The sequence below is a fragment of the Carboxylicivirga sp. genome (assembly GCF_982718395.1).
On sequence record NZ_CEXQWX010000005.1, the window covers coordinates 35774 to 54771 of the forward strand.

At 38.7% G+C, this 18998-nt stretch carries 11 protein-coding genes and 1 tRNA gene; 8 read left to right on the forward strand and 4 right to left on the reverse strand.

Annotation, left to right across the window (positions count from 1 at the left end; all coding sequences use genetic code 11):
* Positions 1-7: 7 nt before the first annotated feature.
* On the reverse strand, positions 8-5824 hold the full coding sequence (locus AC4MRQ_RS02095; protein ID WP_491195978.1) for a PKD domain-containing protein: 5817 nt from the start codon (positions 5822-5824) through the stop codon (positions 8-10).
* Positions 5825-6345: 521 nt separating this feature from the next.
* On the opposite strand from AC4MRQ_RS02095, the gene AC4MRQ_RS02100 reads away from it, so the two are divergent.
* Both AC4MRQ_RS02100 and uxuA read left to right on the forward strand, forming a co-directional pair.
* On the forward strand, positions 6346-8781 hold the full coding sequence (locus AC4MRQ_RS02100; protein ID WP_491195979.1) for a glycosyl hydrolase 115 family protein: 2436 nt from the start codon (positions 6346-6348) through the stop codon (positions 8779-8781).
* A 168-nt stretch (positions 8782-8949) separates the two neighbouring features.
* Complete coding sequence (gene uxuA, locus AC4MRQ_RS02105; RefSeq protein WP_491195980.1) at positions 8950-10155, forward strand: mannonate dehydratase; 1206 nt, start codon at positions 8950-8952, stop codon at positions 10153-10155.
* Positions 10156-10329: 174 nt separating this feature from the next.
* Here uxuA and AC4MRQ_RS02110 read toward each other — a convergent pair.
* A tRNA-Pro gene (locus AC4MRQ_RS02110) sits at positions 10330-10404 on the reverse strand.
* A gap of 160 nt (positions 10405-10564) precedes the next feature.
* Between AC4MRQ_RS02110 and AC4MRQ_RS02115 the strand changes: the two genes are divergently transcribed.
* From AC4MRQ_RS02115 to trxB, 6 genes are all read left to right on the forward strand, one after another.
* Positions 10565-11149 (forward strand): RNA polymerase sigma-70 factor, encoded by a 585-nt coding sequence (locus AC4MRQ_RS02115; protein ID WP_491195981.1) that lies wholly within the window; start codon positions 10565-10567, stop codon positions 11147-11149.
* Positions 11150-11238: 89 nt separating this feature from the next.
* Positions 11239-11412: a hypothetical protein gene (locus AC4MRQ_RS02120; RefSeq protein ID WP_491195982.1), complete on the forward strand. Its 174-nt coding sequence runs from the start codon at positions 11239-11241 to the stop codon at positions 11410-11412.
* 71 nt (positions 11413-11483) lie between these two features.
* Positions 11484-12461 (forward strand): FecR family protein, encoded by a 978-nt coding sequence (locus AC4MRQ_RS02125; protein ID WP_491195983.1) that lies wholly within the window; start codon positions 11484-11486, stop codon positions 12459-12461.
* A 21-nt stretch (positions 12462-12482) separates the two neighbouring features.
* Positions 12483-15140 carry a TonB-dependent receptor gene (locus tag AC4MRQ_RS02130; protein WP_491195984.1) on the forward strand — a complete coding sequence of 886 codons (2658 nt, stop codon included), beginning with the start codon at positions 12483-12485 and terminating at the stop codon, positions 15138-15140.
* A gap of 3 nt (positions 15141-15143) precedes the next feature.
* The gene (locus tag AC4MRQ_RS02135) at positions 15144-16076 is read left to right on the forward strand and encodes a DUF4249 domain-containing protein (RefSeq protein WP_491195985.1); all 933 of its coding nucleotides are present in this window, start codon (positions 15144-15146) and stop codon (positions 16074-16076) included.
* A 158-nt stretch (positions 16077-16234) separates the two neighbouring features.
* The gene (gene trxB, locus AC4MRQ_RS02140) at positions 16235-17236 is read left to right on the forward strand and encodes a thioredoxin-disulfide reductase (protein WP_491195986.1); all 1002 of its coding nucleotides are present in this window, start codon (positions 16235-16237) and stop codon (positions 17234-17236) included.
* 39 nt (positions 17237-17275) lie between these two features.
* Here the strand turns inward: trxB and murQ are convergent, their stop codons facing one another.
* The gene (gene murQ, locus AC4MRQ_RS02145; protein WP_491195987.1) at positions 17276-18100 is read right to left on the reverse strand and encodes an N-acetylmuramic acid 6-phosphate etherase; all 825 of its coding nucleotides are present in this window, start codon (positions 18098-18100) and stop codon (positions 17276-17278) included.
* A gap of 2 nt (positions 18101-18102) precedes the next feature.
* The gene (locus tag AC4MRQ_RS02150) at positions 18103-18957 is read right to left on the reverse strand and encodes an ATPase (RefSeq protein ID WP_491195988.1); all 855 of its coding nucleotides are present in this window, start codon (positions 18955-18957) and stop codon (positions 18103-18105) included.
* Between the last annotated feature and the right edge of the window lie 41 nt (positions 18958-18998).

Sequence of the window (18998 nt, forward strand, 5' to 3'; positions counted from 1 at the left end):
GTCTTATCTATCGTGAAATGTAAACAAATCCTTTAATTGGGTCATCTCCTTCAAACAAATACAATAAGTAGTAGTAGGTACCATCGGGTAGCGGTTTGTCGTTGGAGGTACCATCCCATGTATTATTGTAGCCTTCCTTGCTGTAAACCTCCTTTTCCCAACGGTTATATACATAAAGGTGATTGTTCGGGAATTTATCGATGCTTGTTATTTCAAAAAGATCGTTTTTTCCGTCGCCGTTGGGTGTGATGGCCTGAGGAATAAATATAGTTTCCCTGTGAGGTTTAACTACGATATATAGTTTACCTACCGCACAGTTGTTCTGTAAATCGCATATCTGATAAACCAGCGAGTCATTTCCAATAAATGTCGGATTAGAGATATAGTCCACAAGAATTTGTCCGTCTTCCAGTACCGTAATATCAGGGTATGAAGCAGGATCTGTAACAACGTAAACCGATTCTTTGTCCAGATCATTTTCAGGATCGGTATCGTTGGCTGCCACATTGGCTGTATCGCTTAAACTCTGGATGACCCAAAGTGTATCGGGTGCTGTTACTGGTGCGTCATCAAAGGATTGCTGTAGGTTAATAAAAACTTTGGCTTGCGAGCAAAGTTGTGCTGAGTCGCATATTTCGTAAGTCAGTACATCGGGGCCAATATAGTTTTCGGTTGAATAATAAGTTAAAACTCCACTTTGGACATCAAACGTAACATCGTCCGACACATCAGCGCTTAACAGCTTAAAGCTGGATGCATCCAGGTTATTGTCCGGATCAATGTCGTTACTCAGAATATCCACCTCCAGAGGAACGTCCTCATAACCGTTGGCATGATCATCATTGGCCACAGGCGGATCATTTACCTGATTGACGTGTATAACCACTTCACCTGTGTCACTCAGGAAGGTCATATCGCTGACACTGTATAACAGGCGTGCCGTTCCATAGAAATCTTTCTCTGGTGTGAACACCCATTCATTATTCGTGTTTGCTATACTTCCGTCGGATACAGATTCCAGAATTGTTACGGTTTGGGTATCAATATTACTTTCGGGGTCAGTATCGTTGTCAGCAAGGTTGAAAAGCGTAACCGGTATCTCTTCATTGGTCTTAAACGTATCAGCAATGGCAACCGGCGGTTCTTCCACCTGCAAAACATCAATAACTATCCACGAAGAATCCTTTTCGGAAGGTATTCCTTTGTCAAAAATGATATACATCGCAGAGTCACGGCCCACGTATGAATTGTCGGGCGTATAGCTGAAAGTTCCATCAGCATTCAGAACAATGTCTCCGTGTATTGTAGCACTTACAGGATCATCATGCAGCACATTCAATCCCATGCCTTCGTTGTCAATATCATTGAACAAAATGCTTGTTCCTGTCAGACTTTCTCTTTCGTTGACTTCAAACCTGTCAATCATAGCTACAGGTGGTAAATCATCTACCGTGAGTACATTAATGTAGACCTTTGCAGTAGAACACTTTTGAGGAATGCCGTTATCGCATACACTATATTCAAATTCATCTGTACCAAAATAATTTGGGTTGGGTGTATAATTGAACTGACCATTTTCTTCAATGGAAACTGTTCCATGCGTTGGACCAATAACCGGTACTGGATTGTAAATCAGTGGTTGCCCGTCTGGTTCCGAGTCGTTAGCGGCCAGATCGCCGTAAGCCACATTATCTTCCTGCACCGTTAGAGTATCATTCAAAGCAGCAGGAGGATAATTAACAGCATACAAGGTATCCTTTGCCGTTGCCGAGCAATTAATATCATCGGTAACCGTCAGCGACACATAATAAGTGCTTTGCGTATCATCTCCTGTAAAGGAATGTTTGGGATTTCGTTCAGCAGAGTTTGTGCCATCTCCAAAATTCCAGTCCCATGAAACCAATGTGTTGTCAGACGATGCCTGTTCAGTAAAGTCCACATCCAGGGGATCGTATCCCGAAACAGGATCGGCAATAAAAGAAGCCTGGATATTGCTGATCTGGATTTGCATGCTTGTGCTGTCTATACAGCCTTGCTGATCGGTAACAGTTAGTTTTGCTTCAGATGAACCCGCTTTATTATAAGTATGCGTAACAGGCGAAACCGTTGCAAAATTACCGTTGTTAAAACTCCAGCGTTCCTGAACAATGGAGTAATCCGATTGACTCTCGTTGGTGAACAGGATGCTTTCGCCCAGGCAGGCTTTCTGTTTGGATGCGCTGAAGCCAGCCTTCAGAGTGGAAGGGAAAACCGTGATAAAGTCTTCTTCCTTTAGTGTAGCGCTGCAACCTATGGACGTTTTAACATAGAGCTCCACATCATATGTTCCCGGTGTATAATAGGTGTGCGATGGAGTAGTGGTGGCGTTACTGTATTGGGAGTCACCAAAATCCCAGATGATTTCGCTGATTTTTGATAACTGGGACGAGTTTAAATTGATATTGCCTTCAAAATCTAAAGATGTGCCTTCACACACATCTTTGGTATCGGCCGTGATGGATAACTCCGGGTAACTTTCAACAATAATCGGGTCGCCATCGTATTCCATCTTACAACCATTTTCATCCGTCAGAATGATGGAAGGGAAGAAGCTCCGTGATTCATTATAAGTATGACTAAAACTCAGTTGGTCGTCGTAATGGTTGGTACCATCACCAACATCCCACGAAATCTGATTAGTTATATCCGTATCGGTAGAGTAGTTAACCGTGAGAGGTATACAACCTGCAGAAACATCAGTGGTTATTGAACCCACAGGGCCGGTCAGGTGAATAAAATCTTCCTTGATCAGTTCGCGGGTACATCCTCCCTTGCTGATTACGGTAAGTTTGACATCGTAATAACCAGGCAAGGTGTACAGATATTGCGGGTCTTTGTTTTGAGAAACAGCGCCTTCACCATCGCCAAAATCCCATTCCCATGAATAAATATCTTCTGATGAATGATCGTAAAATACTGCTGGCAAAGCATTGCGTGCACATCCCAGTTCTGTTTTGTATGCATCAAAATCAACAACTGGCGTAACCGCATTGACACTTTGGGTTGTGGAGCCGGAGCAACCACCCTTTGTCGTCACCTGCAGATTGACGTCGTAAGTTCCATCGGCACTGTATATATGTTTCGGTTCTTTTTCTGTTGATGTATCTCCATCTCCAAAGCTCCAGGCATAACTCAGTTCTTCTCCCAGTGAGATGTTTTGCACTTGCAGCTCATTATCGGTACAGGCGTAATCTCCTAAAATAAATATGGCCTCTGCAACCGGAACGTGCATACTCAGTGTGTCTGAGTTGGTACATCCATTCTCATCCGTTACCTCTAATATGGCTTTCTGATCTCCGGGGAAACTATAGGTATGCTCGACTATCTCAGATGTTGCCGTTTCACCAGAGGTAAAAAGCCAGCTACGTTCAACAATGTTTGAACTGGAAGTCGAAACGTCTTTTAATTCAAATGTTTCGCCCACACAAACGATGTCTTTAGCTGATTCAATTTTCGCCTGTGAATAATTGACGACTACAGCTTTTTCCTCTATTATGGTTTCGCGGCAGCCGTAAAACTCCTCAACCGTAAGTTTTACATCAAACTCGCCGGGAGATGTATAAACATGGGTAACTTCACCGGTGTACGTTGTATCAATATTGCCATCGCCAAAATCCCAGTACCATCTGCGTAGCTGGCCGGTTGTGGTTGATTTGTCAATAAAAGAAACCGGGAAAGGCAGACACCCTTCATTTATTCCAATTACATCGAAGTCCGGCTCTGTAACAGATACATGAACAACCTGAGAATCATAATCCTTACAGCCGGTTGTGTGGTTTTCAACTGTTTGATAAACAAAGTAATTGCCGGTATTTTCATAGGTGTGATATTCCGGAGTATCCTTTTGATGATGTCCGTCGCCAAAATTCCAGGATATTTCATCGTATTGCTGCGTGTAATTACTGATATTGCTCCGCGCAGGAATTTCGCAGAGTGGGTCCTCCATAAAAAAGTATGCTACCGGAGGCTTGATATAAATGGCTTTTTCCTTTCTTAATGAAGCTGTACATCCGAAATTATCCAGCATCAGCTCAACCGACTTATAACCCGGTGAAAAGAAGCGAAAAGAGTAGCTGCCGGGTTCATCTACATATCTGTAATCATCAATGTACCATTCTTCAATCTGGTAATTTGATGAATGGTTGATCAGTTCAACGGGCGATTGATTACAACTATCTGTTTGAGTAACTTCAAAATCAATAATTGGTTTTTCGCCACCACTTATCACTGTTGTTGAACTGACAGGGCAACCTTCCTTATTGGTATAACTCAGCCTGACAGTGTAAACTCCTTCCTCGCTGAATGTGTGATTGGGCGACTGAAGCGCAGACTGCTGTCTGTCGCCAAAATCCCAATGAACATTTTCGAGTGAGGTATCCGTATTAAACTGTACATTAAAAGGAATACAACCTTTATCCCGGTCAGTGATGACGGGGATGCCTCCTGGTGGGTATAAATTGAGAACTTTGGTAATCGTATCCGGCTCACCTTTACCGTAAGCAATTAAGTTTACAGAAAATTCGCCCGTACTGTTATAGGTATGAGTTACCGTGGTGTCTGAGTCAGAAGAACTACCATCCCCAAAGTACCATTTGACCCTGTCTGACATTTGGGAAGTATTGGTAAACTTAACTTTGAAAGGAGGCTTGCATGTATTTTCCTGCTTTGAAGTAAAGTCAGCCAAAGGCGAAGGAAGTACGTCAACTTTGGCTTTTTTGTATAAATGACACCCGTTTTCAAGGATTGCAGTAATGCTTATTTCATATTTCCCCGAATCGGCATAGCAATATTTGAACTGTTTTTCATTGGTTTTATATCCATCTCCCAAGTCCCATTCTACATATTTAAGGTCCTGGTTTTTAATATCAAAAAAGATGCTGTCTTTTAGTCCGGGACCTTCTTGCTCAATAATATAATCTAATGTATCTACACTTAATACAATGGCATCTTCAATTCTCAGAGAATCGGTACATGCCCCCATTTGTGCAGAAAGCGAGATAGTATATTTTCCGTTTTTTTCAAAGCTGTGGTCTAATTCCTGTTCGTTTGAAACAACTTTATCGTTTATCTTCCATTCCCAGTTATTGATGTACACAAAAGGTTCATCTACATCTTTAACCGTTGTAGTATTTTTAATGACTGGCTTATAAGGTAATTCGCAAGGCGTATCTCCGCTAATATCAAAGTTAACTTCTGGTACTTTACCTACTGTAATAAACTTTGATTTTGATGTATTACCGTAGCAACCATGTTCATCAATTGCCATCAGGGTTATTTTATAACTTCCCGGTTCGTTAAATGTATAGTTAGGATTCTCTTCGGAAATAGAAGAACCATTTATATACCAAACCCAACTTTCAATTTCTCCATCCGCAGGTGCGGTTTTGTCTTCAAATTGTACCTGCAGGGGAACACAACCGGAAGTTCTGTCTGATACAAAATCAGGTTTAGGGTTATTGTATATTTTAATGTAGGCTGATTTGGTCACAGAAATGCTTCCGTTGATAGTCAGTTTGACATTGTACTCACCGGGAGCTGTATAGTTGGCTTTGGGGTTTTGCAAGGTAGAAAGATTACCATTTCCGAAATCCCATTTCCAGGATGTAGCACCCTCCGAATCATCGGTAAACTCTACATCCAGAGAATTACAACCTTCGGTAATATTAGCATGAAAATCAGCTTTTTGAGCAAATGTGGGAAAGTAAAAGTTGATGAGTAACAAAACAAAAAGAGGGAAACCATGGCAATAAGCTGCCTGGTTTTTGGCACCACAAAGAAGGTTCATAGTAAAATTGAGAATTTAGGTTTATTATTGGCCGTGAAATTAAGAAATTATTGTAAAATAAATAAATTTATTAAGGGTTTTTTAATGAGTTCCCTAATATATTGGAGTTATCGCCGCATTTGCCCTAGCTAAAGCCAATTAGGCTCCAATTACCATGAGCGATTATAATGTGGTACCTGATCATAAAATACTAATTGGCTATGTGGGCGAATTTGATTGTGTTGCTGTAATTAAATCCCTGCTTAACGAGTATTATGACATGGGCGATAACAATAATAAGTGCTATTTATTTGCAGGCTGTATTAGCAACCTTTTCATGGCTATTAATCTCCACCTGTGTCAATGATTTGTGGAAACTTCAAAGGAAGTTATATTTTAGTTTGAAAATATTGAGTTTTATACTTTAAATTCAAGGCATGAAAGCTATTAGTAAAGTTTAGAAAGTAAGGGCATTCTAACTTAGGGTGCTTTTGTAACTTTGACATAAAATTTGGACTCTTTTTACTGATAAAATAAAACCAATGTCGTTAAAATTAAATTCATTTATACTTTCTCTTTTATTTTTTACAGTTGCCTGTAAACCTGTAAAAAGTACTTCGAGCAAAACCATTGCTGTCGATTCTTCATGGCAAATAGTGGTTGATGCACAGTGCGATGTATTAATTAATTGGGCAGCCCGGGAATTAGCTTCGGATCTTGAAAATATTTTAGGCTCAAAAATAGTGGTGTCAAATACACTGCCATCTATTAAAGAACGCTGTATTATTATAGAGAATCCCCAAAGCAATTCAAATAAATTGTTAAAAGACAAATGGGAACATTTTCAGATCACTTCAGAAAGAGAGCTAATAAGTATTGCAGGGAGCGATGTTCGCGGGACCGTGTATGGCATTTTTGAACTTGCTGAACGAATGGGAATTTCACCCTGGGTTTGGTGGGCAGATGTTGTTCCTGATAAACGACAAAAAATTGAATTGGTAATTCCTGGCAATGGAATTTCAGAAAGCCCTTCGGTTCAGTATCGTGGAATTTTTCTTAATGATGAAGACTGGGGGCTACATCCCTGGGCTGCTAAAACATTCGAACCCGAAGTCGGGGATATTGGTCCTAAAACTTATGAAAAGATTTTTCAATTATTACTACGCTTAAAGGCAAATACCATTTGGCCGGCCATGCATCCTTGCACCAAAGCATTTTATCAGGTTCCCGGCAATAACGAGATGGCAAAAAAATATCATATTGTGGTAGGAACATCACATTGCGAACCAATGCTGAGAAATAATGTCGATGAATGGGATCATAATGAAAATGGCGATTATAATTATTTCACAAATAAGGCAGGTGTAACACAATACTGGAGTGATCGAATTACACAGGTTAATGATGCCGAGAATATTGTAACACTTGGAATGAGAGGAATTCACGATGGCCACATGCACGGTGGAAATACCTTGGAGGAAAAGTGCCAAATGTTGGAGCAAATTATCGATGACCAGCGACAAATGTTGGTTGACATTAAGAAAAAGCCAATTGATTCAATTGCTACAACCGTTGTGCTATATAAAGAAGTATTGGATTTATACAACAAAGGCTTGCAGATTCCAGATGATGTTACCATTATGTGGTGTGACGACAACCATGGTTTTATACGAAGGTTAAATGATGAAGAAGAACAAAAAAGGTCAGGAGGATCCGGCATTTACTATCATTTAAGCTATTGGGGCAAACCACACGATTATCTGTGGTTATCTACTATTCAGCCAGGCTTAATTTGGTACGAAATGAATCGGGCTTATCAGAACGGGGCGCGTAAAATGTGGATTGTCAATGTTGGGGATATAAAACCAGCAGAGTACAATATGGAGCTGTTCCTGGATATGGCTTGGGATATAAATTCAGTATCGGAAAAGACGATTAATCAGCACATGACCAATTGGGCAGCTCGCGAATTTGGAGCGAAAGTGGCAGAGCCATTAGCTGATGCGATGGCTGAGTATTATCGATTGGCTGCAGAGCGTCGTCCTGAATTTATGGGATGGAGTGGTGTAGAACCAATAACCAAAACAAAAGATACAGAGTATAACCCGAATGCAAATGGGAATGAATTACAAAGACGTTTAGATCAGTATCAACAATTAGTTGATAACATTGATGCACTTGAGAAAAACATATCCGATCACAAAAAAGATGCCTGGTTTCAGTTGGTAAGTTATCCTATAAAAGGTGCTCAATTGATGAATGCGAAATTCTTGTATGCCCAATTGGCACGCCATGCAACAACAAGCGATAAGCGAAATTCATATATCATTAGCAGTAAACAGGCCTATTCACAAATTGAGGAATTGACCAGGCAATATAATACAGAAATTGCCAATGGTAAGTGGAACCACATGATGTCTATGGCACCTCGTGATTTAAATGTTTTCAAACTACCTGATTTTACCCCAGTAGAATCAGATGCTAAAAAAGTAACAAACAATCAGGGGCCAATTGTTGGTTTATCAGCCAATGCTTATACACAATGTCAAGGGCATGATGGTTATCAATGGACAAGTGTTGAGCAATTAGGAAGAAGCAACGAAGCTGTTACCTTAATGCCCTTAACTAATACTTATTTTAAGACACAACAGCCATGGCTGGAGTATCAGTTTGAGTTGCCAGAGGGTGAGTACCAGGTACAGGTTCGTTGTTTGCCTACACATGTTAATAATCGGGATCAACAATTAACCTTGTCATTCAACGGTCAAGCGGCTAAGACAATTGAAATCAGTACCAAAGGCAGGAGTAAGGCTTGGAAAGAGAATATCTTTCGCAATCAGGTAATTGCTAGTCTTCCTGTTAAGAATAATGCTGACGGGAAGCATACCTTACGTTTAGCGGTTAACCAGACTGGTATTGTAATTGATCAGATTGCTATAGTTCGCAATTCGGATTTAGAGTTCTATACGGTACCATAGCTTGTAAATAAAGATAATGGTGTAAATATGAATGCCTTGTTAAAAATAATAGATGTAATTAAATATCAGGCTTATAGCCTTGTTGTGTTTGTTTTGCATTATATAAATTGTCTTAGTGCTAAATCTTCTATTAACATCTAAATAACTGGTAAGCTATTATTAAAAATTATGGAATTAAAGAAGACTTTAAGGTGGTTTGGAGAAAGTGATGTTGTTTCACTATCCGATATTCGTCAGGCCGGTGCAACAGGAGTGGTAACAGCATTGCATCATATTCCAAATGGAGAAGTTTGGAGTGTTGAAGAAATACTTAAAACAAAGCATGAGATTGAACAACATGGTCTTACATGGGATGTAGTGGAAAGTCTTCCTGTTACAGAGGAGATTAAGAAAGCGTCCGCATTACGGGAACAACACATTGCCAATTACAAAGAAAGTGTTCGCCATTTGGGACAGTGCGGCTTAACAACCATCTGTTATAATTTTATGCCAGTGTTAGATTGGGCACGAACCGACTTGCATTATAGATTGGATAATGGCGCTGAAGCCATGCTTTTTGATGCCAACCTATTTGCAGTGTTTGACTTGTTTATTCTTAAGCGCCCCAATGCAGCCAGCAATTATAACAAACATCAAATTGATGCAGCTAAAAAGTTATTTGATTCATTAAATGAAGAAGAAATTGATAGACTTAGGTATAATATTGTAGTCAAAACTCAGTCATTCATTGATGGAGTGGTTAAGGAAGGTGAGAAAAATTACCTGAATGTTTTTAATAAACTGCTATCAGAATATGATAATATTGACCGGCAACAGCTTCGTGAAAACTTTAAATACTTCTTGCAAGAAATTATTCCGGTAGCTGAAGAAAGTGGTGTTAAACTGGCTGTACATCCCGATGATCCGCCATTTCCTTTATTGGGATTGCCACGTATTGTCAGCACAAATGAAGATCTAGAGTGGTTGGTCAATGTAGTACCTTCTATAAACAATGGTATAACCTTATGTGCTGGTTCATTGAGTGCAAGCACAATCAACAATGTGTCGGCCATTTTTAAGCAGCATGCCGAAAGAGTTCATTTCTTGCATTTGCGAAGCACAACAATAAAGCCCAATGGTAATTTCTTTGAAGATAACCATTTAGATGGAGGCGTAGATATGGCATTGCTGATGAAAGAGATTATTGAAGAGCAAAAAAGAAGGGATAAATCTGGAAGAACAGATGTTAATATCCCTATGCGTCCTGACCATGGTCACAAAGTATTAGATGATTTTAAGAGAGATGCAAACCCGGGTTACCCCCTAATTGGAAGACTAAAAGGTCTGGCAGAGTTAAAAGGTCTTGAAAGAGGGATTCGTTATATGCTGGACTAGGATTATGGCTGCCAAATATATTTCTTTTTCTATGTCAGAAGGTGACATTTCTTATCCGCAATTAAAAAGATTAGATGTCAATTCTTATTCAATATCAATTGGTATAACTACCAAAAACAAAAGCCTGTGAATGATATCATTCACAGGCTTTTGTTTTTTTGTATCATTTTTTTGTCGGGATGACAGGATTTGAACCTGCGACCCCTGGTCCCCCAGACCAGTGCGCTAACCGGGCTGCGCCACATCCCGCAATCGGAGTACAAATTTAGTTAAAAACACCTTTCGGGCAATTGAAATATCGGAAAAAGTTAAAAATCGAAATTCCATTTATCTAATAACTCACAATCAATGATTGCTTTTCGCGATGAATTTATATTTTTGCTATCGCACATCAACAACGATTAATTTAATGCAAAATCAGGTAAACGACGCAGAGTTACTGGAAGGAATTGGAAATGGAAGCGAGAAAGCGTTTCAAGAACTTTTTATCAGGTATTATGCCCAATTAGTAGTGTTTGCCAGAAAAGTTGTTATTGATGACGACTTAGCCCGTGAGTTGGTGCAAGATGTAATTGTTAACTTTTATGAGAAGCGCAAAGAGATAAAAATACACTCATCCCTTAAGGCCCATCTGTATCAATCAGTTCGAAACAGGTGTTTAAATCAGATTAAACACAGTCAGATCCGGCGTGATCATCATGCCAATATATACCTGAATAAAAAAAGTGAAGAGGCTTATGTTGATGATAAACTGGAAGAAACAGAGTTGGAGCAGAAAATTTTCTCGATCATCCAGACATTACCTGCTCAATGCAAGAAAATATTCGAAATGAGCCGGTTTGAGGGGATCACCAATCAGGAGATTGCCGATGATTTGAAATTATCCAAAAGAACTGTTGAAACCCAGATAAGTAAAGCATTAAAGGTGCTAAGAAACAATCTTGCCGGGTATTTAGAAGGGGTAATGATTTTAATATGGATGCTATTCAACTAAAAAAAATGAGGTTATGGATACGTGTGAAGATAATATCGTTTGTCACTACTTATGACACGAAGTATTTGTAACCTCTAAAGGATATAAAAATGGAATTCGTTTTTCAAATATTAGCCGACTTGTTATCTCCTGTAGATGAGAAACAAGTAAAAGCCGAAACCAAAGAAATAGCTGAACAACCTAAAGAGGAAGTTCAGGTTGAGAAAGTACCAGAGACAAAGAATGAAAATCCGAATATTTTTGGAGTAATGGATTTTCATTAGAAAGCGAACTGAATAAGTTTAGTAATTTATAAATTGTTCAGGTCGACTAAAGAAGATAAAAGGGGAACAAAATGAATGAGCCAGATAAATATATCGATGAATTAATTGTCAAATCATTGACAGGTGACATAAAGCCTGTTGAGAATGATGAGCTGAAAGCATGGATTAATAAATCTCGTGAGAATGCAGCTCATTTTGAACAATTAGAGAAAGTGTGGAAGCAATCGGAGCAGCTTAATGCTTTTTTATCTGTTGATGTTGAGGGTGACTTTGAGAAGTTTAAGACAAGAGTAGGAATGAAGCCTAATGTAGTAAAACTTCCGGTTTATCGATCAATGATGAAGGTAGCAGCTGTTTTGTTACCGGCTTTACTATTAATTAGCATTTATGGACTATATGAAAAGGTTCCGGGATTTGGCAAGTGGGAAGCCCATGCTACCAGCAATGATGTAGAGAGTATAGTATTAGCTGATGCATCAGAGGTGTCTTTGAACACCAATAGTCGTATTGTTTATGAGAAAGGACTTGATGGAGCTGAACGTCGGTTAAAACTTGAAGGAGAAGGGTATTTTAAAGTTGCCAAAAATCCGGATAAACCTTTTGTCGTGCAGGTTGGTAATGCAGAGGTTAAAGTACTGGGTACAGAGTTTAACCTGGAAGAGAATAGAACCAGTGGTTGTGTGACATTGGCTGTAACTGAAGGGCGTGTTTTGTTTACTGCAAATGAGGAAGCAATAGAAGTTGTTGCTGGTGAGAAAGCGATGTTTACCAATAATAAAATAGAAAAGAGTCAATTGGTTTCAAAGAATTGCATAGCTTGGAAAACTGGTAATATTATTTTTGAGAATGCACCACTAGATCAGGTTTTGGAAACATTGCTCGACCATTTTGATGAAGTACAGTCAATAGAAAACAACACAGAAAATTCAGATTTAAGTATTACATCACGATTTCATAATCCGAAAATTGAGGATGTATTGGTTGAATTAAGAATTCATTTCAAGAAAAAATTTGAGATTAATGACAACAAATTGATCATCTCTGATTAATTTCGGGGTTGATTAATTTTTATGCCAATAATCTTAAGCCATAGATATAAAAGCACAATTACTGTTTTGCTCATTCTGCTGGCACATGCTAGTGTGAATGGGCAAAATGTTTTATATACCCCAGTCGAATTATCTTCAAAACAAAACTCCACCAAAGGGTTCTTGACGGAAATTGAGAATCAGACTGACATTATCTTTAGTTACAGTAATCAATTGTGTTTTCAGGAGACAATTGAACTGCCAATACAGAGGGGTTCGGTCAGGGAAATTCTTAATGCACTTTTTATAAGTTGTCCTTCCAATTATATCATCAGAGGCCAAAAGGTCATTATTGAACCCATTGAGGGAGAAGCGCAAAAGTTTGTCATTAAAGGCTATGTATTAGAAGCCGGCTCAAAAGAGGCATTGATTCAGGCAAATGTTTATGAACCAGATATATTGTTAGGTACTGTAAGCAATAATTTCGGTTTTTTTAGTATTAGTTTACCTAAAGGCTTTGTCCATTTATCAAGCTCATATGTCGGATATAAAAACCAGCATCATTACTTAAATTTGACGCGAGACACAGTTGTGTATTTTTTAATGCAACCAAAAGAAGATTTAGAGGAAGTGGCAGTTGTAGGTGAACGAGTACCTGGTAGAGTGAAAAGTACAAGAACGGGAACCATAGATGTACCAATAGAACAAATTAAGAATGTTCCGGTCTTTTTAGGAGAGGTAGATATTGTTAAGAGCATTCAGTTATTGCCAGGTATTCAAAGTGGAGGAGAAGGCTTTAGTGAATTATATGTACGCGGAGGCGGCCCCGACCAAAATCTCGTACTAATGGATGATGTGCCCATATATAATGTTAGTCACTTGTTAGGTTTTTTCTCAATATTTAATGCGGATGCTGTTAATAATGTGAGGGTTATAAAAGGTGGATTCCCGGCACGTTATGGTGGTCGTTTATCATCGGTGGTGGATATACGGATGTACGATGGAAATAATGAGGATTTTAAAGGTGTTGCAAGTATTGGGTTGTTATCAAGTAAGTTGGCAGTGGAAGGACCTCTGATTAAAGACAAATCATCTTTCTCGGTATCTTTCCGCAGAACCTATTTTGATTTGTTAACCAGTGTTTGGCAACTCAACGAGGTCGACAAGAGTCGTTATTACTTTTACGATTTTAATAGTAAGTTTAATTATAAGCTATCAGATAAAGACAGATTATATTTTAGCGCATATTCCGGTAAGGATCAGTATGGTATTTCTTATAACAAACAAACCATAACTCTTGATAACCAAGGTAGTTCCGAGCAGACGGTGACAACTTATGATGAGAGTGATATGGGTTGGCGAAACTATGTTGGTGCTGTCCGGTGGAATCATATTTTTGGGAATAAGGTTTTTGCCAATACGACTTTAACATTCAGTGATTATCGCTTTTTTATCGATCAATCGCTGAATTATATTTCAGAAGGAACCTGGACAAAAGGAAGTCAGAAATATTACAGTGGTATCAGAGATTGGAGTGCTAAGATAGATGTAGACTATATTCCTTCACCCAAGCATTACATTCGTGCCGGAGGTAGTGCTATCAGGCATTCTTTTTATCCTGGTATAGATGTACAACTTCGTGAGATTGCAAGTAGCGAACCAATTGATACAACATTTGGGGGTGAGGAAATGATCAGAACCGAATACCGCATGTATGTAGAGGATGATTTTCACTTGCTGCCTCGACTGAAAATGAATATTGGAGGTCATTTTTCCCTGTTTCAAACAGAAAGCAATAAATATTATTGGTCTGCAGAACCACGGTTATCCGCGCGCTTTCTGATTAAGGATAATTTATCCGTTAAGGCGGCTTATAGCCATATGACACAGTATATGCATTTGCTTCGAACTTCGACAGTTGCTTTGCCAACGGATTTATGGTTACCTGTATCTGATCAGATTGCACCTATGCGGGCTGTTCAGTCAGCACTTGGTTTTGAGTACGAAATTAGTAAAGGTTTCAATTTGTCCCTTGAGTTTTATTATAAAGAATTGGAGGATATATTGGCCTATAAAGAAACTGCCGGTTATTTTGATTTTGCTTCTGAATGGCAAACCAAACTAACATCAGGGGAAGGACAGTCCTATGGCTTTGAGCTTTTGCTGCATCGTAAAATTGGTAATTTAACAGGATGGTTTGGATACACCTACTCCAAGTCAACTAATCGTTTTGATGAGTTAAACAATGGAAAAGAATTTCCCGCGAATTTTGATCGCACTCATGATATTTCCATTTATACTACTTATAAATTTTCTGAAAAAGTTGATATGGGATTAACTTGGGCCTTCGGTACTGGTAATCCTCTAACTTTGCCCGAAACTAAATACTATTCACCGCAGCTTCCTACATCTGAAACGGTGAATAATACACAATATAACCAGTATATTGCCGAGCGAAATGGGTACAGAATGCCCAACTTTCATCGCCTGGATATTGGATTTAACTTTAAAAAGAAGAAAAAATGGGGTAGTCGATTGTGGAGTGTTGGTTTAATGAATGTATATGGGCATCAGAATCCATTCTTTTTATATTTTGCCGATAGCGAGAATGAACAAACAGGTGAGCTGGAGCGTTCGCTAAAGCAATTTAGCTTATTTCCTATTCCGATTCCTTATGTAAGATACACAGTCAAGTTTTAATTGATGAACAAGTTAAAGTATATATGCATATTGATTTTAGGCTTAATAGCTTGTGAAAAAGATATTGAGCTGACTATTAATGAACAATCTGATTTAATGGTGATGTATGCTTTTGTTTATCCTGATAGCACATTAAATCTTCATTTTAGCAAGAGTCAGAGCATACTATCACTTGATAATTATAAGCAAATTGAGAAAGGGAGATTTCAGATTTTTATCAATGATAATTTCCAGGGAACTTATATTTTGCCATCTGACACAATCTGGAGTCGATGGCCCGATTTCTCATTTAAGACGGGAGATCAGATCAAAATAAATGCGTACGAATTGAATGGAGATACAGTTAAGGTTGAGTCGTATATACCAGATGTTGTGCCGATCCTGAACATGGACACAGTTTCCATTAGTCAAAATGTTTCAGGCAATGGTTTAACTAAAATACTTCGAACCATGATAACTTTTCACGAACCTGCTGATGAGCGGAACTATTACCAAATGTACGTGGTGCGTGAAGGTTATGGTACCATTGGTGGTGAACCATATTATAACAGAAGGGTTGTGGAATACGAAAAGGATGACCCTGTTTTTACAAAGGGAGCTCAGAATGAGAGTCTGTTACCAGGGTTAGATTTTCAGGGGTTGTTTACTGACGAATATATTAGTGGATTGAAATATAGACTTGGAATTAATATTCCCAATGAATACTTGATATTTGATTATTACGAGGAAAAGATGAAATTGACATTTTATTTGTATCATCATTCTTCAGATTACTATCAGTACTTTCGATCTACCATTTTGGCTGCCGGATATGAAGGCTTTTATGATGGTTTACCTGTTTTTGAACCCGTTAAAATACATTCAAATATTCAAAACGGACTTGGATTGGTATCAGGTATGAATTTTGATTGTGATTCGTTGGTGTTCTATAAATAACCAAACAGAAAAAATAGATCAAATGCCTGCTGTTGCATAAGTTAGCTGACATAATTGCGTGTGAAATGTCATGTTTATTAGTGCGGCATGTCTTTTGATAGGAAACACGAAAATTTGTAGTTTTACGACTTATTTAGAAATATTAATAATTAGATATTATGGCTCTATTTGAAAAAATGGGAGACCTCAATACTCCGCAAAATGAAAATAAAGAAATGGGAGAAGTAGAAAAAGTTAAAGTTTTAATTGTAGGTTCCGGACCAGCCGGATATACTGCGGCAATTTATGCGGCCAGAGCTAATTTAAGTCCCGTAATGTACGAAGGTCTTCAGCCAGGAGGGCAGTTAACAACAACAACCGAGGTTGAAAACTTCCCGGGTTACCCAAGTGGCATTACCGGACCTGAAATGATGGAAGATCTAAAGAAGCAGGCAGATCGTTTTGGTACCGATATTCGTTTTGGTATGGCAACTGCAGCTGACCTTAGTGAACGTCCTTTTAAAGTAACTGTTGACGGTAATAAAGTTATCGAAACAGAGGCTTTGATAATAGCAACTGGTGCAACTGCTAAGTATTTAGGATTACCTGATGAAACAAAGTATGCTGGTTCAGGTGTATCGGCTTGTGCTACGTGTGATGGTTTCTTCTACAGAGGTAAAGATGTAGCCGTAGTTGGTGGTGGTGATACTGCATTAGAAGAAGCAATGTATCTGGCCGGACTTTGTAAGAAGGTATACCTGATTGTACGTCGCGATGTTTTCCGTGCCTCTAAAGTTATGCAGGATAGAGCACTTAAAACACCAAATATTGAAATTCTATGGAAACATCAAACCAAAGGTTTATTTGGTGATGGCGTTGTAGAAGGTGCTACCTTGGTTAAAAATATGGGAACACCTGAAGAAGAAGAAGTGAAGATTGCAATTGATGGATTCTTTTTGGGTATTGGTCATAAGCCAAACTCTGACATTTTTACAGATTATATTGATACTAATGACGTGGGTTACATCAAGACAGTTCCCGGAACAACAAAAACAAATGTTCCAGGTGTATTTGCCTGTGGTGATGTTCAGGATGATCAGTATCGTCAGGCAGTTACAGCAGCCGGTTCTGGTTGTATGGCAGCTATTGATGCAGAGCGTTTTCTGGCAGAGCAAGAATAAAACATTATTACATGATAATAGAAAGAGGAATGGCTGGTGTCATTCCTTTTTTTTATGGATATCCATCACGGTATTAACAGATCCATGTTTAAGTAGTGCATCTTTGGCATCCTCATAACTAAAGCTCAACTCGTCCATGATCATGCGGATGCCTCTGTCAATCAATTTTTTATTTGTAAGTTGCATATTAATCATCTTATTTCCTTTAACTCGCCCTAGCTTGATCATAATGGTGGTGGTGATCATGTTGAGAATCATCTTCTGAGCAGTTCCTGCTTTTAATCGGGTGCTGCCGGTTACAAACTCAGGACCAACAATTGCTTCTATCGGGTATTCGGCGGCTTTAGCTACGTCACTGTTTGGATTACAAGTGATGCAACCTGTCAGTAGTCCATTATTTCTGGCATGTTGGATACCCCCAATCACATAAGGTGTAGTTCCTGAAGCTGCGATTCCAATCACAGTATCGAGATCATCTACATAGTACTTTTGCAGCTCTTTCCAGGCCTGATCCGGATCATCCTCAGCATTTTCAACAGCTTTTCTTAGGGCAATATCACCTCCGGCAATTAAACCAATCACTAAATTATCGGGTACACCAAAAGTCGGAGGCAGTTCAGAGGCATCAAGTACACCTAAACGACCACTGGTACCTGCACCCAGATAAAAGACTCTTCCTCCCTGACTCATTCTTTGGATGATTTGTTCAACCAAAGCTTCAATCAGAGGAAGCGCTTTTTGTACAGCCAGGTGAACATTCCCATCCTCCCGGTTGATATTGCTAATTAATTCACCAACAGACATTTTCTCAAGGTTATCAAATGGCGAAGGTGATTCAGTTATACTTAATTTCTTCTTTTTCATACTTAACGAGTTAATTGGTGATATTGAACTAAACCATCCATTGGTGATTGACTGAAGTTGCCGGGTTGTAGTTGATACTTTTCAAGCACTTTTTTGAGCAAATCTGAGAAATGCCAGGCAATACTGCCGGTAAAATGAATGGGTAAACTGTCAATGTGCTCGTACTGCAATAAATTGCGATCAACAAATTCAGAAAAAGCATTAAGACATAAACTTTCCAACTCTTCAATATGGATATTTGCCGATAAGAATTTTGAGTATTGTGCCAGATATCGGTTCGGAAAGGGTTGTTTGTAAATGTTGTTCAATATATCAGCTGTAGTTGTTTTGTAAGTGTCAAAAAACAAATTAATAATTGTATCAGGAAGTTGCTTTTTCAAGACATCGGCAACTAACTTTTTGCCCAGCACAGCACCGCTGCCCTCATCACCCAAAATAAACCCCAAAGGAGAAACATTGTTTATTATTGCTGAACCATCATAAAAACATGAATTAGAACCTGTTCCCATAATGCAAGCAATCCCTTTTTTATCCTGACAGAGTGATCGGGCAGCACCTAATAAATCACTGGAAATAAAAACAGAATCAACACCAAAGTATTCCTGAAGAGCTTTGCGAACAATGGCATTTTTCTCTTCATTGGCACAACCTGCACCATAAAAATAAATTGTTTTGTGTTGTGAGGCTTTAATTGTAAACTCCTTTTGAAGGCATTTTAATATTTCGTCGTTGCTTTGATAAAATGGGTTAATTCCTGCGGTTACACATGCTTCTCCAGGTGTTTCTTGTTGAGAAATAATTTGCCATTGAGTTTTTGTAGATCCACTATCAGCAATAAGTATTGTATCCGAATCCATAAAATCTTTATATTTTTGAGGAAAGCTCCGATAGGTAAAGT